The following is a 23,659-nucleotide window of genomic DNA, read 5'->3' as shown; positions in this document are numbered from 1 at the left end:
TCCCTTCCACGATGCCAGCGGCTCGGCTGAGCCTGTGGCTGTCTAATGCCCCAGAGGCAACATTTGTTCCCTTGCGGCGCACGCATTGTGCCCCATCCCACGCGAGAAAGCGACTCGTGCGCTCTCGCGGGGGCGGCGCGCCGCCGTCAGCGGTCCCCCGCCCCCGACTCGAGGAGGGCGTCGCGCAGCCCTGGCCACGCATCGGGATGCGCCGCGATGAGCATGCGGGAGTCGGCGGGGCCACCGTCGAGACCGCCCACACGCAGTCCCGACTCCTGGGCGATGAGCGCCCCTGCCGCGAAGTCCCACGGGTGCAGACCCTCCTCGTAGTAGGCGTCGACCATGCCCGCGGACACGTGGCACAGGTCGACCGAGGCCGCGCCGAGCCGGCGGATGTCCCGCACCCGCGGGAGCAGCCGCGCCACCACCTCGCCCTGTCGCGCGCGACGCTCCGCGGTGTACTGGAAGCCGGTCGCGACGAGCGACTCGTCGAGCGAGGGCCCGCGATCGCGCCACAACGGCACCCCCGCGCGCCGCGCGCCTTCTCCGCGGGCCGCGGTCCACACGACCCCCGAGGCGTCGACCACCGCCCCGGCCTCGAGGCGCCACTCGCGCACGTCGCGCGGTCCGCTGACCGCGGCAACCGAGACCGCGTAGTGCGGGAGGCCGTAGAGGTAGTTCACCGTGCCGTCGATCGGGTCGACCACCCAGGTGATGCCCGAGGTTCCACCGACGTCCTCGCCCTCCTCGCCCCACACGCCATCGGCGGGTCGTAGCGCGGAGAGCCGCTCGCGCAGCAGTCGCTCCGATGCGAGATCCATCTGGGTGACCACGTCCACCGCCGAGGACTTGGTGTGGGCGACCCTCGCATCGGCCCTCCCCTCGACAATGAGGCGTCCGGCCTCCCTCGCGACGGTGGCGGCGACCTCGAGCAGTGCGGAGGGTGTGACCATGGGCTCATCGTAGGCGGAGGGCAATGCGGCCGGTCCGGGGTGTCGCGCTCCCCCATGAGTCGCGCCGTGGCACCCTGATGCCATGACTCGCCTCACCCTCGTGGGTCCCTCCGAGGACGGTCTCCACCTCGTCGTGGAGTCCGAGTCGGGCGACCGCTTCGAGCTTCCCCTGTCCGACGAGCTCCGCCACGCGGTGCGCTACACCCGACCGAGCCACGTGAGGCCCGCGGCGGACGAGGACGCGGATGCCCCGTCGATGTCGCCGCGCGAGATCCAGCAGCGCATCCGTGCGGGACTCACGGCAGCCGAGCTCGCGGAGCTGACCGGCATGACCGTCGCGACGATCGAGAAGTACGAGGGCCCCGTGGCGGCCGAGCGCGGCTACATCGCGGGCCTGGCGCGCGAGACCAGGATCGGCCGCGACGCGAGCGCTCCTCAGCTCGGGGAACTCGTCACCGATCGCCTGGCGGCGCGAGGCGTCGACCCCGAGACGGTGGTCTGGGACGCGTGGCGCGAGGCCGACGAGCCGTGGAAGGTCGCGGCCGACTACCGCGTGTCCGGCCGGTCGGTGCGCGCGCTGTGGACGTTCGATCACACCGCCCGCACGGTCACGGCGGAGGACGAAGAGGCGCGCTGGCTGTCGGAGACGGAGCTGCTCGACGTGCCGATCCCCCGCCGCCACCTCAGCGCGGTGCGCGAGGCGGAGGCGGACGCCGCGCTCCCTCTCCAGGCGACGCGCCCCCTGCCCCCGCGACCGAGCCCACGCCCGTGGTGCGCGTCGAGGGAGACCAGGCCGAGGTCGACATCGTCTTCGCGGCTCCGGTCGAGACCCAGACCGAGCTTCTCCTCGAGGACCTCGACCTGCGCCGCGGCACCCGCGAGGCCGTCGCCGAGCCCGACGAGGATGACGACGAGTTCGAGGGCTTCGGACCGGCACGTCGGCAGCGCGAGGCGGAGACCGGCTTCACCCACCCTGCCGGCCGCGCGCGCACGCCTCGGGTGGCTCCGGCCGTCGCTCCGGAGCCTGTGGCCGACGCCGAGCCGGCCGAGCGCAGGACTCCCGCCAAGCGCGGACGGGCCTCGGTGCCTAGTTGGGACGAGATCGTCTTCGGCGCGAAGAACGACCAGGGCTGAGCCCGCTCCCTACGCCGCGACCAGCAGCGGGACGTCGAGTTCGTCGCGCGTGAGCGAGCCGTGCACTCCGATCAACGCGAGGGCCTGATCCGACTGCGTCCGTGAGTCGACCACCGTCGCGCGACCCGCCATCGCGACCACGACGTCGCCGATCCGCTCGGTCACGTGCGCCGAGACGGGCCCGAACAGGCCCAGCGCGATCGCCTCGTGTCGCTCCCACACCGCGGCATCGTCGCCCAGGATCTCGCGCCATCGCGACGCGACCGCCCGCGCCTCACGGGCATCGTCCGTGTGGAGGTGAATCGCGCGGGGCTCCCCCGCCACGAGGCGCACACCCCGCGCGAGTTCGGGCTCCCGGCCCACGTCCCAGCGCGGTGCCCCGGTCACGTCGACCATGCCGTGGTCGGCCGTCACCACCATCGCCGCGCCCCTCGGGAGCCGCGCGCGCAGGCGGCGCAGTTCCCCGTCGGCCGCCTCGAGAGCGGACACCCACGCGTCCGACTGCCATCCGTGCTTGTGCCCTGCGGCGTCGATGTCGCCCCAGTAGCAATACGTCAGCCCGGGCGTGCGGGCCTGGGCGATCGCCTGGTCCACGCGCGCCTCAAGGGTCTCCGCGCCCACGAACCGTCCGCCCGACAGTGCCGCGCGCGTGAGTCCCGAGCCGGCGAAGCGTCGCTTGCCGAGCGACACGACCGCCACCCCTGCGGCCTCCGCCGCCGCGAGCAGTGACCGCTCGCGCTGCCACTCGTGCGGCTCCTCGGCCCCTTCCCACGACACGAGGTTGGCCGCGCCACCCGTGTGAGGATTGTGCGCCGTGTATCCGGTCATGCCCGTCGCGCCCGCGGCCCGTCCCGTGCCGAACAGCGCGAGGGACGTGGCGGTCGTGGTGGGGAAACCTGCGGTGATGACCGCCGACTCGGTGGAGCGCAGGAAGGGCGCGTGACCGCGGCGCGCGTCGAGCTGGTGGTGTCCGAGCCCGTCGAGCAGGACCACGACCACGTGCTCGGCGTGCGGGATGCCGAGGCGCGCGCGATCGGCCTCCGCGTCTCGGGTCACGACCGCGTCGCCCACGCCGATCGCGGCCAGGGCGGCGGGGAGCACGGCTCCGAGCTCGAGGCCGCCGTAGTCGGGGACGGACAGTCCGGCCGCAGCCAGCCGCCCGTCCGGGGTCACCCGCGCGCCCCGATCGCGCGCTGAAGTGCGCCGGCGAAGTCCTGGAGCGCGCGGATCGAGTCCGCCCCGTCGGCAATGAGGCTCACCCGGACCAGGATGTCGTCGGACGTGAGATTGCCGGTGTAGCCGTGGTCGGCCTCGCAGTTCTCGTCACCGCAGTTCGCCGGCTCGAGATCGAGTCGCGAGTGGACCGAGCCGCCCACCGCGAGCACCAGCTCGCTCGGCAGGTCGCCGGCGCGGAAGCGCTCGGGCTCGTGAACCACGTGGGTCATCGCGGTGTTGCGGATCGCGGTCAGCGCGGTGGTCTCGACCGTCGCCGACGCCTCATGGCCACCGCCGGGGACGTGTCCGGCACCGTCGTCCATGTGCACGCGCAGCAGCCGGGTGTCCGTGATGACCAGCACGGTCATGTGGCGGCGGACCTCGCGGTCGTCGAATGTGGTCTCGGCGTGGACAAAGTGGCCGCGCACGGACTCGTCGCCGATCGCGCCCCGCAGGACGGTGGTCGCGAGGGCGGGGTAATATCCGGCGGTCGTGACGGCCTGGTCAAGCGTCTGCGTCATGGCCGCTATTGTCTCACCTTCGAGGGCGGACCGGCCGCGTCCCCACCGGGAAGGCCCGTGGGGACGATGCGCGGGCCGGGTCTGCGGCCCGCGCGCCTGTGCGCGGGTGTCGGGACGGCACGAGACAATACGGTCCGGACCCTGACGGCCACCGCAGGGCCACACGGGTAGGACAGACGAGAGACAGAGGCGAAGAGATGACCGACGGACCGGACACGCAGATCGTCGACATCGACGTGAGCGCGGAGATGGAAGCGTCGTTCCTCGAGTACGCGTACTCCGTGATCTACTCGCGCGCCCTGCCCGACGCGCGCGACGGACTCAAGCCCGTCCAGCGGCGCATCGTCTACATGATGCAGGACATGGGACTGCGCCCCGACCGCGCCTACGTGAAGTCCGCGCGCGTCGTGGGCGAGGTCATGGGCAAGCTCCACCCGCACGGCGATTCCGCGATCTACGACGCGCTGGTGCGCATGGCGCAGTCGTTCTCTTTGCGCCTGCCGCTGGTCGACGGTCACGGCAACTTCGGCTCGCTCGACGACGGGCCTGCGGCCTCGCGCTACACCGAGGCCCGCCTCGCGCCCGCGTCGCTCGCGATGACGGAGAACCTCGATGAGGACGTGGTCGACTTCGTCGCGAACTACGACAACAAGCTGACGCAGCCCTCCGTCCTGCCCGCCGCGGTGCCCAACCTGTTGGTGAACGGCGCGGCGGGAATCGCGGTCGGCATGGCGACCAACATGGCGCCCCACAACCTCATCGAGGTGGTCGCCGCCGCACGCCACCTGCTCGACAACCCGCGCGCGACCCTCGACGAGCTCATGCGTTTCGTACCGGGCCCCGACCTTCCGGGCGGCGGAAAGATCGTGGGACTCGAGGGCGTCCGTGAGGCGTACGAGACGGGCCGAGGACGCTTTGTCACGCGCGCGACCACACGCGTCGAGAAGGTGTCGGCGCGCCGCCAGGGAATCGTCGTCACCGAGCTGCCGTACATGGTGGGACCCGAAAAGGTCATCGAGAAGATTAAGGACGGCGTCTCGAACAAGAAGCTTGAGGGAATCTCGGCCGTCACCGACCTCACGGACCGCCACCACGGCCTGAGGCTGGTCATCGAGGTCAAGAACGGCTTCAACCCCGAGGCCGTGCTCGAAAAGCTCTACCGCTACACGCCGCTCGAGGAGTCCTTCTCGATCAACAACGTCGCGCTCGTCGACGGCGAGCCGCGCACTCTCGGGCTCAAGGAGCTGCTGCAGGTGTGGGTCGCGCACCGCCTCGAGGTGGTGCGCAGGCGGTCGTCGTACCGGCTGCGCGCGCGCCGCGACCGGCTCCACCTCGTGGACGGCCTGCTCATCGCGATCCTCGACATCGACGAGGTCATCCAGATCATCCGTGCGGCCGACGACTCGGCGGTCGCGAAGGAGCGCCTGCGCACGGCCTTCGACCTGTCCGACATCCAGGCGGAGTACATCCTCGAGTTGCGCCTGCGGCGACTCACCAAGTTCTCGCGACTCGAGCTCGAGAACGAGAAGTCGCAGTTGCTCGCCGAGATCGCCGAACTCGAGGAGATCCTGGGGTCGGAAAGCGTCTTGCGCGCGGTGGTCGCACGCGAGATGGACGCCGCGGCGGCGGCACACGGCACGCCCCGTCGCACGATCCTCCTCGCGGACGGAGGTGCGCTTGCGCCAGCGGCCGCGGTCGGCGCGCGTGCCGGCACGAAGGCGCCCGCGCTCTCGATGGAGATCGAGGACTCCCCGTGCTACGCGCTGCTGTCCACGACGGGTCTCGTGGCGCGCACCACCTCCGACGAGCCGCCCGTGCGCGAGGGCGCCGCAGCGCGCACGATGCCCTGCGCTCCGTGCTTCACACCTCGGCCCGCGCGGAGGTCGGCGTCGTGACCTCTCAGGGGCGCATCGTCCGCCTGTCCCTGCTCGACGTGCCCTCGCTCGCGCCCACGTCGGAGCCGCCGAGCCTCGGCGGCGGAACTCCCCTCGCCGAGCTCGTGACACTGGAGCGGGGCGAGGACGCGATCGCGCTCGTGCCGCTCGACGGCGCGGCGCCGATCGCGCTCGGGACCGCGCTCGGCGTGGTCAAGCGTGTCAAGGCCGACGACATCCCGTCGAAGGACGCGTGGGAGGCGATCACGCTCCAGGACGGCGACTCAGTCGTGGGTGCCGGGGCGGCCCCCGACGGCGACCGCCTCGTGTTCATCACGACCGACGCAAGCCTGCTCTACTTCGATGCCGCCCTGGTGCGCCCGCAGGGTCGCGCGGGCACCGGCATGGCGGGCATCAAGCTGGGACAGGACTCCCGCGTGACGTTCTTTGGCGCTCTCGGTGCCGACCTCAACGCGGCCGTCGCGACCATCGCCGGGCCCTCGGACGGGCTGCCCGGCACCGCGCCGGGCTCCGCAAAGTGGACCCCGCTCGCCGAGTACCCGACCAAGGGACGCGCGACGGGCGGCGTGCGAGCGCATCGCTTCCTCAAGGGCGAGGACACGCTCCTGCTCGCGTGGGCGGGACCTTCCCCGGCGCGCGCGAGCTCCGCTGCCGGACAGCCCATCGACCTTCCTGCCGAGCCGGGCAGGCGCGACGGCTCGGGCGCGGCGCTCACGGTCCCGGTCGCCGGAATCGGCTGAGCCGCGCGCGGCTCGGGCGGCTCGGGCGGCTCGGGCGGCCCGGACCGCTCGGTTGGCCAGGACCGTTCGCCTTGCGGAAGTCACACATCTGACGCCGGGTGTGACCGCGTTTACGCACGAAACACGACACACCTGCTCTCAGATGTGTGACTTGCGCACGCGTGGGCGGGGGCGATGACCCGGGGCGGGGCGCACGCGCGGTTCCGGGCGCACGCGCCGCCTACGTGAGCGGAGCGGCCTCGAGGATCGCGTCCCGACTGCGGCCCTCGCGCAACCGCACCGTGTCCCCCACGAACAACACGTCCCCGCGGAAGAAGCGCAACAGCCACAGCACGGCGTCCACGTTCGCGTCGTGGTGAATGCGGGCGGGTGCTCCCGGCTCGGCGCGCGTCGACCGGCGCCCGATCACGTCGAGCACCGAGTGGACCGCCAGCGTGTACTGACCGCGCAGCACCGTCTCGAGCGGACGCGCGACCTTGCGGTAGCGAACCTTGACCTCTCCGCCCGCCTCGACGCTCGCCCGATGCCCGACCTCCGCCGCCCGGCGGACGTACAACCCGTTCTTGGGCAGGATGCGGACCACGTCGACTCCGCGGCGCAGCGCAATCTCGAGCGCGAACGCCAGGCCGTAGCCCGAGGCCTCGCCGGTGTTCGAGAACACCGCGACGTCGCCCTCGACCTCGTGGTCGCGCATGACCAGCACCGCGACCGTGGGATGGCCGGCCGCCGCCGCGTCGATCGCGCCGTTGACTGCCTGGTGCACGAAATAGCGGCGGCGCAACGGGGTTGCCATCGCTAGCAGGACGCAGTCCGCCTCGGCGGCACGCACGATTGCCTCCCGCACGTCGGCCTTGACGATTCCGCCGTCGACCACGTCGACGTCGGGCCGGAGCGAACGGAAGCGCTCGGTCGCGTCGAACAGCGCGTCGGAGCTGTACAGCACGATCGCGGCGGCGGCGCCCGCGATCCGATGCACGGCGCGGTCGCTGAGGCGGTGGCCGTCCAGGACCGCGATCCGCCGCGTGCGCTCGATTACCCGCGTCACGCACGCTCCCCCATCACGGCCAGCCTCGCCTCGATGATCGCGGTCCAGGCGCGCGCTCGCCTGCGTGTCTCCACTACCGAGAGAGCGGACAGGCCCGCGACGACCGTGGCGGCCGCGGCACGCGTCCCCTGACCCGCGAGGGCAAGCGCCGCGGCGGCAGTCGCTCCGATCACGACCCCACCCAGCACGCCGGCGTACGATCTCGCGTACCCCAGCATGAGGCCCAGCGCGACGGGATCCTCGGCGCGGCCCACTGCCAGGGCATCGTCCACCGTGGGGCGCCGTGGTCCCCACGCGGCACCACCCATCCACGGCAGCGACGCGTCGACCTCTCGGTAGCGGGAGGTTCCCATGCCGCTCTCCTTCTTCCGGTGGGGTCAGCCGCGGTCGAACGACCACTCGCGATCCGTGATGAGCTTGGCGATCACCAATCCCACCATGATGGACAACACCACCAGGAGCACCTGGAGGATGGCGCCGATCGTATCGGTGTAGTTGCCCTCGTTGAGGCTCACCACCGAATGAAACGCGAGCACGCCCGGAATCATGACCAGCACCGCGGGTACCTGAAGCGTGATGATGGGTGACGGCGTGCGAGGCGCGGCGACCGCGACCAGCACCCCCACGAGGACGCACGCGATCACCGTCGCCATCTGTATGACGACCCCCTGGTCAACCAGCATCAGGCGGAAGGTGTTCGACACCATCCCGATCAGCGCGGCGGACAGCGCCATCCGCCACGGGGAGTTGAACATGAGCGCGAAGCCCAGCACGCCGATGAGGCTCGCGATCGCGATCACGGTGTAATGCGGCACCGGATCCAGCGTCAGCGGCTCGCGCTCACTCGCGTCGAGCGCATCGATCAGTGTCATTCCCCACACCGACAGCGCGGCGCCCACGATCATCATCGTGGCGAACACCAGCCGCGAGATCCCCGCGGAGAAGTCGAGCTTCGCAAGATCCAGCGCCGCCGTAATGAGGGGGAAGCCTGGCAGCAGGAACAGCGTGCACGCGATGTACCCCGACGCGTGGACGTCGACGTCCGCACCGACGATTCCATAGAGGGCCACCGAGGCGAGGTACAGGCCGCACGCGAGAGCGGCGGCGGCCATCGTGGTGCCGAACGGGTTGAAGCCACGGTGAGCGAGCGAGCGGCGCAGCAATTGGCCCAGCGTCGCCGCAACGAGCACCGCAAGCACCTCGAGCGGCCGAGCGTTGTTGAGCACGGCGAACGCGGCGCATGCGGCGCCGGCCGAGAGCGCGTTGACGGCGGGGTGGTACAGGGCCGGCTTCGCCTCGATGGCATCGAGCGCGGCGTGGACATCCGCGGCGGTCGTGTGCTCGGGGATTCCCGACCGGAAGTCGTCGAGAAGCTTGATGCGCTCGGCGTTGACGCCGAACTTGCGGACCTCGGTCACCTCGGTACGGAAGATGGCTCCGCGGTGCGTCGTCGCCGTGATCTCGGTGAAGGTGACGGCCGCGGTGTGGCGGTCGATACCCAGGGCGCGTGCGACGGCCTGCATCGCCTCCTTGACGCGATAGCTCGCGGTTCCCGAGGCCAACATCATGCGTCCGACGCGGAGCACGGCTCCCGATTGGCGGATGAGCTCGACGGGCTCGAGCGAGTCCTCGTGGTCGCGGTGAGAGGCGCGATCGTCAGCCATCAGTTCCCTCGTGTCGTTGGCGCGGACAGGCGGCGTGGTCCTCCGGGGATTTCATTGTGGCAAACCTGAGTCGGGACCTTGCACCCGCCGCACCCGAAAAGGGTCAGTGCGGGATACCCACGCGACGATGCCAATCGCGGATGCGGCGCAGCCTCGCACGATCCACCGCGGCCTCGGCGTGCGCCACCCCGAGGGTCGCGGCCGCGCCCAGGACGCCGAGCACGACCCACACGGTCGCGCCGTCGATCACGGCGATCACGAGGGCGGCCGCGGTGAGTGCCGCCGTCAGTGCGGTGAATCCGCGGCTCCCCGACGCCCTCTCGCGCACCCACAACTCGTCGATGAAGTCGAGCTCGCGGTCGGACTCGAGCAGTTCCTCCTCCAACAGCGGGCAGCGCGCAGGGAGGCCCAGCACGGATCCATCCCGGAACACCGTGCGCGAGCCGGCTCCGGCGACTCGGGGGCGCAGGTGATAGCCGTAGGGGTGCACGGGGCAGGGCGCGGCCCCGTCGACGGCCTCGGGTGCGCGCGCCGGCAGGCCGCTCATGCGTCGATCCGCGAGTGGTCGAGCGAGGCGGCGCCCGCGACGATGAAGTCGCGCCGGGGGCAACCTCGTTGCCCATGAGCAGCTCGAAGACCCGCTCGGCGGCCGCGGCGTCCGCGCTCGTGATGCGCCGCAGGGTGCGCTTGCCGGGATCCATGGTGGTCTCGGCGAGCTGGTCCGCGTCCATCTCCCCCAGTCCCTTGTAGCGCTGGATGTCGTCCTTGTACTTGCGGCCCGCGCGCTTGAGGTCGCGCAGCGTGTCCTGCAGCTCGCGCTCCGAGTAGGTGTAGAGGTACTCCTTCTCGCGCCGCGCGGAGCCCGACACCTCGACGCGGTGCAGCGGCGGGACCGCGGCGAACACGCGGCCGGCGTCGACCAGGGGGCGCATGTACCGGAAGAACAGCGTGAGCAGCAGCGTGCGAATGTGGGCGCCGTCCACGTCCGCGTCGGTCATGAGAATGATCTTCCCGTAGCGAGCCTGCTCGAGATCGAAGGTGCGTCCCGAGCCCGCGCCCACGACCTGGATGATCGACGCACACTCCACGTTGTGGAGCATGTCGGTGACAGAGGCCTTCTGGACGTTGAGGATCTTGCCACGAATCGGGAGAAGGGCCTGGTAGTCGCTCCGCCGAGCAAGCTTGGCCGTGCCCAGCGCGCTGTCCCCCTCGACGATGAACAGCTCGGACTGCTCGACGTCGTTGGAGCGGCAGTCGGCGAGCTTCGACGGCAGCGAGGAGGTCTCGAGCGCGTTCTTGCGACGCGAGATCTCCTTCTGCTTGCGCGCGGCGACGCGCGCGCGCATCTCCGCCACGACCTTCTCAAGGACGATGCTCGCCTGCGCCTTGGTGTCACGCTTGGTCGAGGTGAGGATCGCCGTGAGCTCCTGGTCGATCACCTTGGCGACGATGCCGCGCACGGGACCGGTGCCGAGCACCTCCTTGGTCTGCCCCTCGAACTGCGGCTCGGGGATGCGCACCGTGACGACGGCCGTCAGGCCAGCCATGATGTCGTCCTTCTCGATGCGCTCGACGCCGTCCTTGCCGGTGAGCTTGAGTCGACGCGCATTTGCCGCGATCTGCGTGCGCAGCGCCTTGACGAGCCCCTGCTCGAAGCCAGCGAGGTGAGTGCCGCCCTTCGGGGTCGAGATGATGTTGACGAAGGACCTGGTCTCGGTCTCGTATCCCGTGCCCCAGCGCAGCGCGACGTCGACGATGCACTCGCGCTCGACCTCCTCGGACTCCAGGTGACCGTTCGCCTTGAGCACCGGCACGGTCTCGGTGTACGTGCCGCGGCCCGTGATCTCCCACGTGTCGGTGATCGCGGTGTCCGTGGCCACGAAGTCGACGAAGTCGCGCGCGCCGCCCCCATAGCGGAACGTCTCCTCGTGAGGCTCGAGCGGGTTGCGCTCGTCGCGCACCACGAGCGACAACCCGGGCACCAGGAACGCAGTCTGGCGCGCGCGCACCAGCAGGTCCTCGTACGTGAACGTCGCGGACTTGTTGAAGATCTGGCGGTCCGCCCAATAGCGGATGCGGGTACCCGTGCGACCCTTCGCGACCTTGCCGACCACCGCGAGCTCCGAGCCCGTGACGAAGGGCACGAACTCCGCGTCGGGGGTGGCGCCCGAGGCGGGGTCCTTGAAGTAGCCGGGCTCTCCGCGCCGGAAGCCCATGTGGTGCGTCTTGCCTCCGCGGTCAACCCACACGTCGAGACGCTCGCTCAGCGCATTGACCACTGATGCGCCCACACCGTGAAGACCGCCCGATGCCGCGTACGAGCCGCCGCCGAACTTGCCTCCCGCGTGCAGTTTGGTCATGACGACCTCGATGCCGCTGAGCCCCGTCTTGGGCTCGATGTCCACCGGGATGCCGCGGCCCTGGTCGCGCACCTCGACGGAGTCGTCGGGGTGCAACACGATCTCGATCCTGTCGCCGAACCCGCCGAGGGCCTCGTCGACGGAGTTGTCGATGATCTCCCACAGGCAGTGCATGAGGCCGCGCGAGTCGGTGGTGCCGATGTACATGCCGGGGCGCTTGCGGACCGCCTCGAGGCCTTCGAGGACGGAGAGGTGCCGTGCGGAGTAGTCGTTTGCCACGGCGGCCATCCTAGTTGCGCGGTCAGACACCGCCGCCCCGGCTCACCGCGCGCCCGATGGATGATCCGCGACGCGGTGCGCGTTGGCCCTCGTCACAGTCCACGGCGAGGAGGCGCGCATGACCACAACGGAGAGGTCGATGGACGGCACGAGGACGCAGCGGATCGCGGCCGCGTGCGGCGCGGTGATCGCCGTGGTGGCCGCGGCATGGGGCTCGGGCGCTTTCGGTGGCACGCCCATCGCGCAGGCGGCCGATGGTGCGTTCGACGCCGACGCCACCCTGCTCGCCCCCGCGACCGCGGCATTCGGAGTGTGGTCGCTCATCTACGCGGGGCTGCTCGCGTTCGCCGCCGCTCAGGCGACCCCGATGCTCGGCACGCGCGAGCGCGTGCGCGGCGTCGCGTGGCCGCTCGTGGGATCGATGGCGCTCAACGCCGCGTGGATCGCCGCGGTGCAGGCGGGAGCCGTGGTGGTGTCCGTGGGGATCCTCGCGGGAATCGTCGCGACGCTGAGCGTGGCCGCCGTACGGCTGACGCGGACGGCGCCCGGCTCGGCAGTCGAGGCGCTCGTGGTCGACGTTCCGACCGGCCTCTACCTGGGGTGGGCGAGCGTCGCGACGGTCGCGAACGTGGCCGCGGCCGGCGCGTGGCTCCTGGGAACCGCTCCCGAGGCCGGCACGACCGCGGCGACGGGAGCGCTGGCTGCCGTCGGCCTCCTCGCGATCGCGATCTCGCGCGATCTCGCGGTGCGGCCCGCGCTCGCGTGGGCGACCACTGCCACTCTCGCGTGGGGACTCGCGTGGATCGCGGCGGGGCGGCTGGCTGGCGCGCCGGCCGATGCCGTGGTGGGGTGGGCCGCCGCGCTCGCGGCCGGCGCGGCGGTGCTGTCCACCGCGATCACGACCGCCGCGGCGGGCTGGCGAGCGCGCCGCGCGCGCCGTCGCTGACTACCGGCGAGGGCGCAGCCGCTGCGAGGTCATCGCGACATTGTCGTGCTTGATGAAGAAGCCCAGATCCCGGTACAGGTGAAGTCCGGCAGGGCTCGCGTGGAGCTCGACCACCTCGATGCCGCGCCGGTCGGTCTCGGCCAGCAACGCCTCCATGATTGCGCGCGCGTAACCCTTGCGCTGGTGCTGGGGCGCCGTCGACATCCACTGGATGTAGCCAGTCTCGTGTGCCTGAGCGCCCGGGCGCGCGAGGCGCGGGGCGATGTTGACGAGCCCGCACGCCGCGAGGCCGCCCTCGGGCGCGTCGATCACCATGCCGAAGAGGTCGCGACCGAGCCGCTCCTGCACCGTGCGCGTCGACTCGACCGCCCATGTGGGGGTCGGCTTCGCGCCGACGGCCTTGTACATGAGCGCTCCGAGGTGCACGATCTCGGCCGCGTCACCCGTCGTCGCGGGCCGGACCTCGACCATGTCAGCGCCAGAAGACGGCGAGCACGATGTTGACGACCGTGAGCGCCGCGACCGTGGGAACGGCCCACGCGACGCCCTCGGTGCGCTTGCGCGTCGCCTCAGCGATTCCCGCGATCGCGAGGGCCACCAGGAACTTCGCGGCCACCTTCACGTGGTCGAGGTCGGCATCGTTCGCCATCGCGACACCCACGAGAGCCAGTCCCGTGACCAGCTGCGCACGCGCACCCCACACCATGACGGTCGTGACGCGGCGCGCGTCGCTGCGTAGCTGCTCGAGCGCGGGCCCGAGGATCGCGGCGAGGCCAACGAAGTGCAGGACCAGCAGGGCGTAACGGACGGCGTCCACGGTGTCTCCTTGGATAGGGGTCGTACGCGATGACTGTAGTGGCCCGAGGGGCCACGCCGGGAAGAGGCCCGCCGGAACAGGCCCTCGCCGCCCCTACGCTGGTGCGGTGACCACGGCAGCACCCGCGCATCGGCGCTCCCCGCACTCGGCGCGACCTTTGCGCTCACGGGGGCGCTGCTCTTCGGCATCAACGGCTCGGTGTCAAAGGTCGTGATGGCGGCTGGCATCTCGCCCGAGCAGCTCACGTTCGCGCGCGCGGCGTCGACCGCGCTCATCGCAGGGGTGGTGTTGGCGGTCACGGGCCGCGAGCATCTGCGCCTTCCCGCGCGCGACGCCGCGTTCTTCGCCGCGCTCGGCGTCGCGGGGCTCGCGATGATCCAGTGGCTGTACTCGGTGGCCATCTCGCGACTGCCGGTGGGGGTCGCGCTGCTGTTCGAATACACCGCGGTGGTGCTGGTCGCGCTCGCCGCGCTCGTGCTCTTTCGAGAACGCGTCCACCGCAGGCTGTGGTGGGCGATCGGCGGCGTGCTCGTCGGCCTCGCCGTGGTGGCCCAGGTCTGGGACACGCACCTCGACGGTCTCGGGGTCGCCGCCGCGCTCGGCGCCGCGGTCGCCTACGCGTTCTACTTCCTCGCGGGCGAGAGGGGCGTCGCGGCGCGGCCACCCATGGCGGTGGCATTCTGGGCCGCGCTCTTTGCCGCGGGGTTCTGGGGCGCGCTGTCGGGCTGGTGGCGCATCGACCCGGCGACGCTGGCGACGCGCATCTCGCTCGACGGCGCCCTGTCGGGAGTCGAGCTGCCGCTGTGGGCGCCGCTGCTGTGGATCGTCACGCTCGGCGGCTTCGCCCCCTTCGTGCTGATCTTCATGTCGCTGCGCCACGTCAACGCGACCGCGGCAGGCATCCTCGCCTCGTCGGAGGTGCTCTTCGCCTTCCTCGTCGCGTGGGTGTGGCTGGGCGAGTCGCTCTCCCCCGTGCAGGTGGCCGGGGCGAGCCTCGTGCTCGTCGCGATCGTCGTCGCGCAGACGGCGCGCGAGCGCACCCGCGCGGACGCCACGCCCGCCGTCGTGTCGCCGGAGGTGCCTCCCGAGGTCCCGTGACCCCGGCATCGTCCCCCTTCGCGTCCCCCGACGACGCGAAAGGGCCCGCCGTCACGGCGGGCCCCCTCACGATGCGTGTCAGTCCAGGTAGTCGCGCACTCGTCAGGCATATGCGCTGTGCAACCAAGCACAGCGAACGGGCCTGGTAGAAGCGCTGTGCGACGAAATATCATGGACTAGCGGCACCAAGAAGAGCCCGCCTCGGTGTTGGAGCACCGGGCGGGCGAGACGGACCACAAGGAGGGCCGCCATGCTTGAGACTACCGCCGCACCCCGACACTCGACCAGCCCTGAGCTGCTCGCCGCGACCGCGACCGATCTGCGCGACCTCGCGGCCCTCGAATGGGAGTCCCTGAACGTCCCCACCGCTGAGCGCCTCGACGTGCGCGCTGCGGGATACGCCATTGCCGCCGAGCAGGCATGGTACGACCACCGTGACGCGTTGCGCTGGTTCGCCGAACGCTTCCCACAGTTCGCCGCCTAGCGGTCCTACGTCGCCCCCTGGCGTGCTGTCAGGTGGCGGCGTAGGGCCTCTAGTCCTCGGCGCTTTCTCTACGTCTCAGCCGCTAACCGAGACGTCCCGTGAATGGAGTGTGACGGGCCTCCCGCCTCGCGCGTGCGATCGTCCTGGCCAGGGCGTGCGCGGGGTCCCGGTAGGCCTGTCTCCCCACGGTGACGGGTCTACGGGCGCTGTCCGAACAGCGGCAATGGCTCGGGGGCGGCTTGAGGGCCGGGGTGAGGGGTCGATCCGGGACAGGTGCGCGTAGCGCACACCTCGCCTTGTCAGACCGCCGCAGTAGACCAGGAAGACCAACTAGCAACGGAGGATGAAATGCCCAGGTCCAATGGAACTGTTGACCTCAGCCGAGTCAGTGAGATCATGGCGCCGAAGCTCGAGAAGGCAATCAACGCTGACGGGCGCGACCGGTCCACACTCGCCCAACTGTCGGGCATGGCGCTCAAGCGCTTCGAGCGGGTGGTCGCCGACCCTGGCAAGGCGTCCGTGCCCGAAGTCATCGACATCATGAAGGCTCTTGACCTCAAGTACGAGGACGTGTTCCCCACCGAAGCCGAGATGTCCGCCTAGAGAACTCGCGCCCTACCACCGCGGGACAACCACAACTGAATAGGGAAACCGGGCCTGTGCTCGGTTGGAGGATCCACAACGGCCCGCCCCTCATCTGAGGAGCGGGCCGTCGCCGTTGCTAACCTCAGCCCATGACCGAATGGTTTGGCGAGAACTGGCAGTGGGTTGCGCAGTTCCTTGCAATACCCCTGCTCGTATGGCTAGGAGCACGCTGGGCGGAGTGGCGGCGCAAGCGCCGTGAGGTCAAATGGCACATCCAGCTATCTCGCGTCGTGGGCGAACTGCGCGTGCAGGTCATCGCAACACGAGTTCAACCCGACCTGGCGCTCAATGTCCGGATTGAGTTTTCGGACGGCGTGACGCGCACGTCTATGGGCGGATCAACCAAGCCTGTGATGAAGCCGGGCGACAAGATCTCCGCCACCGCCAGGTGGGAGCGAACGACGAAGAAGCCGCATGCAACCTTGCGTTGGCAGGAACGCACGGACGGCACGAACAGGCGCCAGAGAGTTGGTCTCGATATGCCAGTTCCTCGCGAGGTCACCGCAGCGATCGCCACGGCAAGTGGAGATCTCGGGGCGTAGAAGTGGGGCAACAGCGGCTCGAATACACCCCGGCACGTTTTCGATTGCCACGCATGCCCAGGTACCTCGTCGCACTTGCGCTTGAGGCGGCGCCGTTCGCTGCATAGACCCGCAGCAACACGCCTTGCCCCTCACGTAGGGGACGAGCCGAGTACGCCTGTCTCCCCGTCTTCCGAGCCCTCGAACGTTGCGCGCGCGCGCAGCGCCATCGTTGAGGTGACTAGCACGGCGATGGCGCCGAGGATCAGTAGGGCTACGGTGGCGCCGGAAGCCCATATGGCCAGAGCAGAGAACACCTCCGCTTCGTCGGAGGCGCTCGCCTGTGCTGCGCGCGCGGTCACTTCGCCTGCCAGGGATTCTGCGAGTCTTGCGCTCGTCACTTCGGCGTCCGAGGTTGTGCTCCGATAGTCGGCGTTCGCAGCGTCGCTGGCAGTTGCGGCAGATTCCACTAGAGAGCTGGCGTAGTTGTAGTCGGCCACACATCTCTCGCAGCCCATATACCAGTCCCAGTACGCCTGATCTGCGCGCGACTGTGCGGCCTTCAGTTGGGCAGTCGCGGTATCGGCTGCGCTCTTCGCCTCCGTGAGAGCCGCCTTGGCTTCGGCATCGGCCTGACCGGCTGCGATCGAGCTCGCACTCGCCAGGAACAAATCGGCATCGGCACCGCTGAGCGTCTCCCGCGCCGACACAGATGCCCACCAGAGCAAGCCTGTGGCGACGATCGCCAACAGCCCGACCGAGACGGCAGACCACTTCGTCACGGTGGCAACTCGACGCGTACGCCGAATGTAGTCAGATTTCGCCGTTCCCCCAGCCATGCAGTGCAGGTTACTCCGGACCAACGTCATTGCGAACACGCGGGATCCCTGGGGTCTGCGTTTGAGCACTCAACCCCACTGCGGCATCACGGCGGCGGCCCTGATCGCTTGCGGCACCGTCTCGACAGGATCGGACCTCCAGGACCGACGGCGCGCCCGGAGCATCCCGTCGGGCAGTACCTCGACCCATGCGACGATGCGGCCCGATGCGGTCTCGAGGATCGCGGTGCGGCCGGCTCGAGCGGCGGCGTACAGGAGTAGTTGTTCACCTGGCATGACCGAATGGTCGCGGCGACGGCTGACAGGAGGGGCGTGGGCATATGGTGTGAACCAACGCATCTGAGGGGGCAATGATGGCAAGGTCTTCACGTCGACAAACGCGGATCGGGTGCCTGCCGGGATTCCTGATCATCGGGCTGTTCGTGGCAGGCATCTGGTGGTTCACGGACGCGATCACGGGCGGAAGCGATCCGCAGTCGACCACGGCCAATACGACGCCCGCCACGGTCGAGACGGGTATTGCTGACCCCGAGCCCACCGCGCCCTCGGCTGACGTGCCGTGGGAGGACTACGACACAAGTGTGCGGGAGCGCATCGACGCGATGGGCGCTGACGCCGACTGCGCGGGGCTGCAAGCCGAGTTCGACACCGCAGATGCAAACAACGGCATCACGATGGATCGCACGGGGCACAACAACGCCGACCTGATGGGGTACATCGACGAATGGATGCAGCTCGCGAGCTGCTACTAGTCCTCGAGCGCTCCCATGCGCCTCGCACGTCCACGCGCAGACTGCTCGAGGCGGACGTCGCGCGGGAGAAGCGTCATCCAGCCGTTGAGGTTGCCCAGTGCGGCGCGGGACCATTCGCGGCCCGCGTCTTGCCACCTCGAGCGCGCGCCATGGTCGTCGGGATCACCCGTGCCGCCCCATGCCGGATGCGTGGGGCCAGCGGCGACCTCGGGAGGAAGCCCTGTGGGGTCGAATGCTGCACGGCGAACGCGGGCCATCACGCACCACCCTCGAGGTCGCGAACGGTGCGCAGTCCACGCGAGTGAAGCCACGCGCGTCGTGCGGCACTCCACAGCGACCGGGACACGATGGCGGCCATGCGGGCACGACCCCAAGTAGCGGCCATCGGCTCGACGCGCTCGAGAGGCGGGGGCCAGTCGCCCGGGTGGTACTCACGCAGGCTGGCAGGCATGTCGTCGGCTGTGGGGGTCGTGGTGCGGCGTGCGCGGGCCATTATTTCCCCACCGCCTTGAGGGCACGCTCGGACGTGTGTCCAGCCCAGCGCTTCGCCGCTGACGCCTTGCCGCGCTGCTGTGCGCCAGTGGGGATTGCTTCGCCATCCTCATCAGGGAGTGCCAGCGCTGCGAGTAGCCGGTGCAACACGATCCGCTGGCCTCGCGCCTCGGTGAGTGCAGGGTTCACGACGGGCTGTCCCATGCTTCCTACGGTCATGGCGCCGTGGTCGGCGACAGCCTGGGCGAGCGCGTCGAGGTTGTCGAGGGTCCTGCACGCCTCAAGCAACAGTGGCGTCTCTGAGTCGGACAGCTCATACGCCTCGAGGGTCGCGGTCCAGAACCTCGCACCCCGCGAACCGAGGCCATCAGGGGTCTCTACGTCGGTCATTCCTTTACCTTTCGGTGGCGAAAACTGAGCATCATTTACCGTTGCCAACTCTTCCCTCCTCTCCGGCGGTCAAGCACGGGAAGGGCTCGACGGGCCTGTCCCCACCCCTTGACGGCTCCTTTACCTGAGCCTTTGCCTTCGTGGCGGGGCCGCGCGCTCGCGCCGTTGTTGACACGAGCGCGCGGCGTGGCTCACGCGGTGGTGAAGTCCTCGGCACGCACTCGCGCTCCGGTGGTGTTGGCTACTCGGGCCTGCTCCTGCTCGGTGCGCCATGCCTCGACGGCGTGGGCCTCGGTGGCGATCTGGTCGGGCAGTGCTGCGGCGGCGTCGAAGTCGACTGCTGCGACAGCGAAGCCCGGTAGTCCCTTGCCTGCGGTGCGCAGGTTCGGGATGGTGCCGCCGTACAGGGCGAGGCGGCGCATGGTGAGCGCGGTTCCTGCATGCTCGCGGTAGTCGGCCTCGGCGAGTGTCAGGGCTTCGTAGGCATCGCGGGCACGGGTGACGGCCTCGCGTGCCAGGTTCTCGGATGCGAGGGCCACGGGAATGGCGACGTCCTGCATGGCGGCGGCGAGGGCTCGACCCTGACGCTCGAGCTGGCGTGCGTCGTCGTCGTAGGCGGCCTGCACCTGTGCGATCTGCTCGACGATCTTCGGGGACTTGTCGACGACCTTGCCAGGGTCCTCGCCAGCGTCGGCGGCTGCGTGTCGTGCGGCCCGATACTCGGCGGCTGCATTCTCGGCCTTAGCGCGCAGGGCGGCACGTTCGCGGCCTCGCTGTGCCATGCGCTCGAGGGTGGCCGTGTAGGCGTCGTGGCGTGCCAGGGCGTCGGGGTGGTCGAGGTACAGCTCGCGGGGAGGCAGTCCCGAGGTGCCTGCGATGAGGCGAGGCTCGGACACGCGGTGGTCACGCTGGAAGTGCTTGAGGCTGCGGCGGGTGGTTTCGGCCATGGTCAGTTCTCCTTGGTGGTGATGCGGCGATCGTCGACGGCTGCCGCGATCAGGTCGTGTCGGCCCAGTCGGGCCAGGTCTGCAATGTCGGCGCGGGTGATCGCTCCGTGTCGGGCACGGTCGATGAGGGGGCCTCGTCGGGCGCGTACTGCCCGAGGGTGACCGCGAGGCGTCCGGCGTCGAGCGCGTCGGTGATCTGCTCGGGTGTCATGCCGTCGAGGTCGGCCCTGGTGAGTTGGTCGGTCATTCGTGGGGCTCCGTGTCGTAGAGGTATTGGGGTGAGTTGCGCACCGCTGCCGCGTGTGGGCAGTCGGCGACTGGTGAGGGGCCGTGGATGTCGCATCGAAAGTTCGCCGGCGGGGTCCACCGCACACGCACTTCGTCTTCGCCGGGGATGGTTACGAACGCAACCAGGTCACGCCCGCTGGTCCGGATCCGGGTGGCGGCGGGCATCATGCGGGCGCCTGCTCTCCCGCGCTGACTGCTCGCCATGCAGGCGTGCGAGCGACAGCCTTGGTGTGTGGGCAGCCGGGGATGCTCTGCGGCCCACACGCCGTGCACGACCACCCCGAGGGACGCCACGCGACACGGACATTGCCGCCATGTGTTGCCACGCGCGCCGTGCCGAACAGGCCGTGCGTCTCCCGGATGTGGACTGCACTCACCTTGTCCAGTGGGCGGGTCGGCGGCTTGGTGAGCATCCCGCGGCTGACCTGTAGCGCGATAAGGTCACGTGCCAGGCCTTCCGCGAAGGATCGTCCCGGCTGCGTTGCAGCACCCTTGCGACGTCGACGCCTAAGCTCACGACGCGCCTTCGTGGGCCAGTTCGGCCCGCTATCCCTGTTCTTCGTCACGAGCGGATCTCCTTCGGTCGCGGCGCAATCGGTGCGCACTGGTGGGTCAATGTCGAGGGACTGGCGGCTGACGGGGAGCTCATGCCGTGCCCCCTGACGGAGTTGACGGAGTTGACGCTCTGGGCGGTTTCACTCCGAGGCGGCCCCACACCGTCAGGAACGCGGCATGGAAGTAGACGCGCTCGCCGGTTGAGGTCTTGCCTGTGTGGATTCCGAAGTTGCTCGAGAGCATGCGCCCGAGCCGTTGCGGAGTGAGTGCGCGTCCGTAGGAACTTGTCGCGCCCCACTGTTCGGGGCTCTCGGCGATCAGGAAGCGGACCAGGGTTTCCGATGTCAGGTGCTCGCGGCCCTCGGGCCAAACTGTCATGACGTCCTTGAGTGCGACGATGGCGGGCTTGTCGCGCACTGCGCCGTCCTCGCGCTCGAGGGACTCGCGCTCGAGGTCCCGCATGGCGAGCTCGTCGACCTTCTCGGGCCAGCCGTAGCCAACCGCCTGTGCAACCTTCTTGAGTGGCTTCCAGCGCTCGCGCGCGCGGCCCTTCACCTCGCCAGGCAACTCGCCTGATGCGCCCGCAACGGCCTCGCCGTAGTTCGCCGCCCATTCCTCGATGAGTGCCTTCAGATCCGCGGCATTCGGCTCGATCTGCTCCCAGTCGGATTCCTCAACGGTGCCGTCAAGATCGGGCATGAGCAACACGCGCAGTGTCCTTGAGCGTGTGTCGTCGGGGAGATCGGGCTGATTGCCCGCCATCGCGATAGGCGCGAACGTGCTCATCTCAGACACCTCCCACTCACTGCCCCGCACCTGCACAAGGACGGGACGTGTCGCGCCGCGCTTGTATCCCGAGTTGATGACGGCCACGAGCTCTCCGACGCCTTCCCGCTTCGGGTCGAGGTTGCGGTCGCACTCGTCAATGCAGATGGTCCGCACACCCTGATCGATGACCCTGGCGAGCAATGCGGGTGAGGACAGGCTCGCGGCCTGCATGGGCCGGAATCCAAGGCGCTGGATGTGCTCGAGCACGGTGGTCTTGCCTGAGCCTGGCATCGGCGAATCGATGAGCAGGCGGGGCGTCGTGTAAACCTTGTCGACCACGTGAGTGTGGAGGACCCACAGGGCGAGTAGTTCGATGTCGTAGTCGGATGTCGTGCGGATGTACCGCGCGAGCCATCGGACGGTTCGCGACAGAACGTCAAGGGGGTCCCGTCCGAACCGCCCAGACCGTCCGAACCGTCAACTCCGTCAACGCTCACCGCCCGGGGCGGGAGGTCGAGCCACGCGGCGCTCACGCGACACCACCGAAGTGCTCGAGAGGCATGCATCGCCGTGCAGCCTCCTGGCGGCGCTTCAGTCCTTCGAGTAGCGCATCGAGGCAGCGGTCGCATCGGCGTGTGTTGCGGGGTGCCGGGGCGTCGCAGTCGAGGCACGGCACGGAGGGAGGCGGCTCAGGTAGGCGCTCGCCACGGGCAAGCATGCCGCTGATGGCGATGGCACCCCGAGAGGGGTCGAGGGGGACGCGATTCACCGGGCATCAGCGCTCCCGAGTGCGGCGAGCTCGACCGCGGCAGCGTCGCCCTCTGCCACGATCAGGCGAGCCGCGCGGGCCTTCGCGGACTTGAGCGCCAAGCGGGCAAAGTATGCCTTCCTAGCGTGCTCGGCGCGTCGTGCGCGCTCGTCAGGGCTGAGAGAGCGGTCCGGATCGACCTGATCCTCAAACTTCCGCATAAGAGCGGCACGCGCGGGCGCCGTACGTCGGGAGCGGTCGGCAGTGGTTGCCCAAGACTCGTGGGCGGCGATCTGAGCGGCAAGGCGTCGCTCGGCTTGCAAGGCCATCGTGATTCCTCTCGGATACACGAACACCGAGCACACAGTTACGAGCCTCTTGCTCGTTCTGTGAACTCGGTGTTTGGGCCTTGCGCCTACTTCAACCGCCCCGGTCCAGCATTCCTACGTAGCCCATTGCGGGCCTTGCAGAAGGCTGTCCCATCGGGGGCCTAGAACCTCTTTATCCGGCAATCGCATTGCGCGATGTAACTCCGGTCCATCGGACTAGGTGTCGTCGATGTTCTGGTCGGTTGAGCATCAACTCAACCTCTTGTATTTCCATGTTCGCAGACAACTGAGCGCTATGCAAACCGCGACCCACAGCGCTCACCAACCTAGATGTCACCCAGGTTCAGCGAGCGCGACTCCACTGCCGCCCGTTCGGCAGCACGCGCCTTCGTGTAACGCTGGAGCATGTCAGGGCGCGTCCATCCGGCCACCGCCATGAGTCCACCCTCAGAGCCACCCGCCGCGAGCCAGCGATGGGCGGCCGTGTGACGCAACTTGTGGGGGTGGAAGCCTGCAATCCCAGCGGCCTTCGCCCGCCCCTCGAGCGCCTTGTGAAGTGCGTCATAGGTGAAGCCGCGCTTCCGCTCCCCTAGCCAGAGGCTCGGCAAGCCCGCTAGCGCGTGACCTGCACGGCGTCGACGGTAGCGGTCGAGTGCCTGGACTGTTTGCGGGCCGATGGGCACCACGCGGCCCTTGCCCCCTTGCCTCTCCGGACAACTACAGTGCCCGCCATGAGGTCCAGATCGTCGAGGGCGATCACGGCGCACTCCCCGCTCGGATCCCCGTCTCAGCCATGAGGCGCACGATCGCGGTGTCGCGAATGTCGCGGAACTCCTTGCCAGCGCACGCCTGAATAAGCGCTTTGAGCTCGGCATCGCTCAGCGGCTCAACGATGGGCGCGTCGAGCTTGGGCGGCTTAAGTCCCACGAGCGGATCCGCCTCAATCTCGCCCTCGTCGGCTAGCCATCGAGTGAACCGCCGGATGCCGAGTTGGCGTGACCGCGCGGTGGCAGGTTGCTTCCCACTGTCGAGCAGGGCCGCGATGTACCCGTTCACGCTCGCGCGCGTCGGCTCCCGCGCCGCGCCTTGTTCATCGCACCAGGCAAAGAGCCCACGAACGCCATCCGTATAGGACTTGATTGTCGCCGGCGACTTGCGTTCGGCGCGCAGTGCGAGCACCCACGACTCGAGCAGGGCGCTGTATTCGATGTCAGTAGGCACGAGGCCAGTCTAT

At 69.6% G+C, this 23,659-nt stretch carries 26 protein-coding genes and 3 pseudogenes; 9 read left to right on the top strand and 20 right to left on the bottom strand.

All coding sequences use genetic code 11. The features are described from left to right. Window positions 1–146 precede the first annotated feature (146 nt). Entirely contained in the window at window positions 147–953 is an 807-nt protein-coding gene (locus tag QUE44_RS03220) for an inositol monophosphatase family protein (protein WP_286215826.1), read from the bottom strand. Between the two features lie 82 nt (window positions 954–1,035). Here QUE44_RS03220 and sepH point away from each other — a divergent pair, with 82 nt between their 5' ends. Continuing rightward, window positions 1,036–2,175 (top strand): septation protein SepH, encoded by a 1,140-nt coding sequence (sepH, locus tag QUE44_RS13935; protein ID WP_350226882.1) that lies wholly within the window; start codon window positions 1,036–1,038, stop codon window positions 2,173–2,175. Here the strand turns inward: sepH and QUE44_RS03205 are convergent. Together QUE44_RS03205 and QUE44_RS03200 are read right to left on the bottom strand one after the other, a co-directional pair. Beyond that, on the bottom strand, window positions 2,097–3,260 hold the full coding sequence (locus QUE44_RS03205; RefSeq protein WP_286215825.1) for an alkaline phosphatase family protein: 1,164 nt from the start codon (window positions 3,258–3,260) through the stop codon (window positions 2,097–2,099). The genes sepH and QUE44_RS03205 overlap by 79 nt on opposite strands. Then, window positions 3,257–3,823, bottom strand: coding sequence for a DUF5998 family protein (locus QUE44_RS03200; protein WP_286215824.1), 567 nt, complete (start codon window positions 3,821–3,823; stop codon window positions 3,257–3,259). Before QUE44_RS03200 ends, QUE44_RS03205 begins: the two co-directional genes overlap by 4 nt. Window positions 3,824–4,020: 197 nt before the next feature. Between QUE44_RS03200 and QUE44_RS03195 the strand changes: the two are divergent. Beyond that, a pseudogene (locus QUE44_RS03195) lies at window positions 4,021–6,458 on the top strand (DNA gyrase/topoisomerase IV subunit A). Window positions 6,459–6,678: 220 nt separating this feature from the next. On the opposite strand, the gene QUE44_RS03190 reads toward QUE44_RS03195, so the two are convergent. The 5 genes and pseudogenes from QUE44_RS03190 to QUE44_RS03170 form a co-directional block, all read right to left on the bottom strand. Next, complete coding sequence (locus tag QUE44_RS03190; RefSeq protein ID WP_286215823.1) at window positions 6,679–7,503, bottom strand: hypothetical protein; 825 nt, start codon at window positions 7,501–7,503, stop codon at window positions 6,679–6,681. Next, complete coding sequence (locus QUE44_RS03185; protein ID WP_286215821.1) at window positions 7,500–7,856, bottom strand: hypothetical protein; 357 nt, start codon at window positions 7,854–7,856, stop codon at window positions 7,500–7,502. The genes QUE44_RS03190 and QUE44_RS03185 overlap by 4 nt, the downstream gene beginning before the upstream one ends. A gap of 24 nt (window positions 7,857–7,880) precedes the next feature. Continuing rightward, window positions 7,881–9,167: a threonine/serine exporter family protein gene (locus QUE44_RS03180; protein WP_286215820.1), complete on the bottom strand. Its 1,287-nt coding sequence runs from the start codon at window positions 9,165–9,167 to the stop codon at window positions 7,881–7,883. Between the two features lie 103 nt (window positions 9,168–9,270). After that, window positions 9,271–9,714 (bottom strand): hypothetical protein, encoded by a 444-nt coding sequence (locus QUE44_RS03175; protein WP_286215819.1) that lies wholly within the window; start codon window positions 9,712–9,714, stop codon window positions 9,271–9,273. Further along, window positions 9,711–11,815: pseudogene (locus QUE44_RS03170) on the bottom strand (DNA gyrase/topoisomerase IV subunit B). The gene QUE44_RS03175 and the pseudogene QUE44_RS03170 overlap by 4 nt, the downstream one beginning before the upstream one ends. A 109-nt stretch (window positions 11,816–11,924) precedes the next feature. On the opposite strand from QUE44_RS03170, the gene QUE44_RS03165 reads away from it, so the two are divergent. After that, window positions 11,925–12,752, top strand: coding sequence for a TspO-related membrane protein (locus QUE44_RS03165; RefSeq protein WP_286215818.1), 828 nt, complete (start codon window positions 11,925–11,927; stop codon window positions 12,750–12,752). Here QUE44_RS03165 and QUE44_RS03160 read toward each other — a convergent pair whose 3' ends face one another. Further along, the gene (locus QUE44_RS03160; protein WP_286215816.1) at window positions 12,753–13,223 is read right to left on the bottom strand and encodes a GNAT family N-acetyltransferase; all 471 of its coding nucleotides are present in this window, start codon (window positions 13,221–13,223) and stop codon (window positions 12,753–12,755) included. It abuts the gene before it with no gap. A 1-nt stretch (window position 13,224) separates the two neighbouring features. After that, the gene (locus tag QUE44_RS03155) at window positions 13,225–13,569 is read right to left on the bottom strand and encodes a hypothetical protein (RefSeq protein WP_286215815.1); all 345 of its coding nucleotides are present in this window, start codon (window positions 13,567–13,569) and stop codon (window positions 13,225–13,227) included. 156 nt (window positions 13,570–13,725) lie between these two features. Between QUE44_RS03155 and QUE44_RS03150 the strand changes: the two are divergent. The 5 genes and pseudogenes from QUE44_RS03150 to QUE44_RS03130 all read left to right on the top strand — a co-directional run. Further along, window positions 13,726–14,106 (top strand): annotated as a pseudogene (locus QUE44_RS03150) (EamA family transporter); the annotation flags it as partial. Continuing rightward, complete coding sequence (locus QUE44_RS03145) at window positions 14,095–14,667, top strand: EamA family transporter (protein WP_286216650.1); 573 nt, start codon at window positions 14,095–14,097, stop codon at window positions 14,665–14,667. The pseudogene QUE44_RS03150 and the gene QUE44_RS03145, both read left to right, overlap by 12 nt. Window positions 14,668–14,917: 250 nt before the next feature. Then, on the top strand, window positions 14,918–15,151 hold the full coding sequence (locus QUE44_RS03140; RefSeq protein WP_286215814.1) for a hypothetical protein: 234 nt from the start codon (window positions 14,918–14,920) through the stop codon (window positions 15,149–15,151). A gap of 396 nt (window positions 15,152–15,547) precedes the next feature. Continuing rightward, complete coding sequence (locus QUE44_RS03135; RefSeq protein ID WP_286215813.1) at window positions 15,548–15,754, top strand: hypothetical protein; 207 nt, start codon at window positions 15,548–15,550, stop codon at window positions 15,752–15,754. Between the two features lie 131 nt (window positions 15,755–15,885). Further along, window positions 15,886–16,338, top strand: a complete 453-nt coding sequence (locus QUE44_RS03130; RefSeq protein WP_286215812.1) for a hypothetical protein — start codon at window positions 15,886–15,888, stop codon at window positions 16,336–16,338. 131 nt (window positions 16,339–16,469) lie between these two features. On the opposite strand, the gene QUE44_RS03125 is transcribed toward QUE44_RS03130, so the two are convergent. Together QUE44_RS03125 and QUE44_RS03120 are read right to left on the bottom strand one after the other, a co-directional pair. Continuing rightward, complete coding sequence (locus QUE44_RS03125; RefSeq protein WP_286215810.1) at window positions 16,470–17,099, bottom strand: hypothetical protein; 630 nt, start codon at window positions 17,097–17,099, stop codon at window positions 16,470–16,472. 126 nt (window positions 17,100–17,225) lie between these two features. Continuing rightward, the gene (locus tag QUE44_RS03120) at window positions 17,226–17,432 is read right to left on the bottom strand and encodes a hypothetical protein (RefSeq protein ID WP_286215809.1); all 207 of its coding nucleotides are present in this window, start codon (window positions 17,430–17,432) and stop codon (window positions 17,226–17,228) included. Window positions 17,433–17,509: 77 nt separating this feature from the next. Here QUE44_RS03120 and QUE44_RS03115 point away from each other — a divergent pair, with 77 nt between their 5' ends. Further along, complete coding sequence (locus tag QUE44_RS03115; protein ID WP_286215808.1) at window positions 17,510–17,908, top strand: hypothetical protein; 399 nt, start codon at window positions 17,510–17,512, stop codon at window positions 17,906–17,908. On the opposite strand, the gene QUE44_RS03110 is transcribed toward QUE44_RS03115, so the two are convergent. The 8 genes from QUE44_RS03110 to QUE44_RS03080 all read right to left on the bottom strand — a co-directional run bounded on the left by QUE44_RS03110 (window position 17,905) and on the right by QUE44_RS03080 (window position 23,646). Then, window positions 17,905–18,165 carry a hypothetical protein gene (locus QUE44_RS03110; RefSeq protein ID WP_286215807.1) on the bottom strand — a complete coding sequence of 87 codons (261 nt, stop codon included), beginning with the start codon at window positions 18,163–18,165 and terminating at the stop codon, window positions 17,905–17,907. The genes QUE44_RS03115 and QUE44_RS03110 overlap by 4 nt on opposite strands. Continuing rightward, window positions 18,165–18,359, bottom strand: coding sequence for a hypothetical protein (locus tag QUE44_RS03105; protein WP_286215806.1), 195 nt, complete (start codon window positions 18,357–18,359; stop codon window positions 18,165–18,167). The genes QUE44_RS03110 and QUE44_RS03105 overlap by 1 nt, the downstream gene beginning before the upstream one ends. A 41-nt stretch (window positions 18,360–18,400) precedes the next feature. Then, window positions 18,401–18,790: a hypothetical protein gene (locus QUE44_RS03100; protein WP_286215805.1), complete on the bottom strand. Its 390-nt coding sequence runs from the start codon at window positions 18,788–18,790 to the stop codon at window positions 18,401–18,403. A gap of 191 nt (window positions 18,791–18,981) precedes the next feature. Next, window positions 18,982–19,737 carry a hypothetical protein gene (locus tag QUE44_RS03095; RefSeq protein WP_286215804.1) on the bottom strand — a complete coding sequence of 252 codons (756 nt, stop codon included), beginning with the start codon at window positions 19,735–19,737 and terminating at the stop codon, window positions 18,982–18,984. A gap of 49 nt (window positions 19,738–19,786) precedes the next feature. Continuing rightward, the gene (locus QUE44_RS03090; RefSeq protein WP_286215803.1) at window positions 19,787–19,984 is read right to left on the bottom strand and encodes a hypothetical protein; all 198 of its coding nucleotides are present in this window, start codon (window positions 19,982–19,984) and stop codon (window positions 19,787–19,789) included. 686 nt (window positions 19,985–20,670) lie between these two features. Continuing rightward, a complete protein-coding gene (locus tag QUE44_RS03085; RefSeq protein ID WP_286215801.1) occupies window positions 20,671–21,687 on the bottom strand; it encodes a DUF3631 domain-containing protein in 1,017 nt (338 codons plus the stop codon). Window positions 21,688–22,751: 1,064 nt separating this feature from the next. Continuing rightward, a complete protein-coding gene (locus QUE44_RS13930; RefSeq protein WP_350226881.1) occupies window positions 22,752–23,300 on the bottom strand; it encodes a tyrosine-type recombinase/integrase in 549 nt (182 codons plus the stop codon). Then, complete coding sequence (locus QUE44_RS03080; RefSeq protein ID WP_286215800.1) at window positions 23,182–23,646, bottom strand: tyrosine-type recombinase/integrase; 465 nt, start codon at window positions 23,644–23,646, stop codon at window positions 23,182–23,184. The genes QUE44_RS13930 and QUE44_RS03080 overlap by 119 nt, the downstream gene beginning before the upstream one ends. Between the last annotated feature and the right edge of the window lie 13 nt (window positions 23,647–23,659).

The sequence above is a fragment of the Demequina sediminis genome (genome assembly GCF_030296675.1).
GTDB lineage: Bacteria > Actinomycetota > Actinomycetes > Actinomycetales > Demequinaceae > Demequina > Demequina sediminis.
The sequence above is the reverse complement of the archived record's forward strand: the minus strand, read 5'-3'. Positions and strand labels throughout refer to the sequence as shown.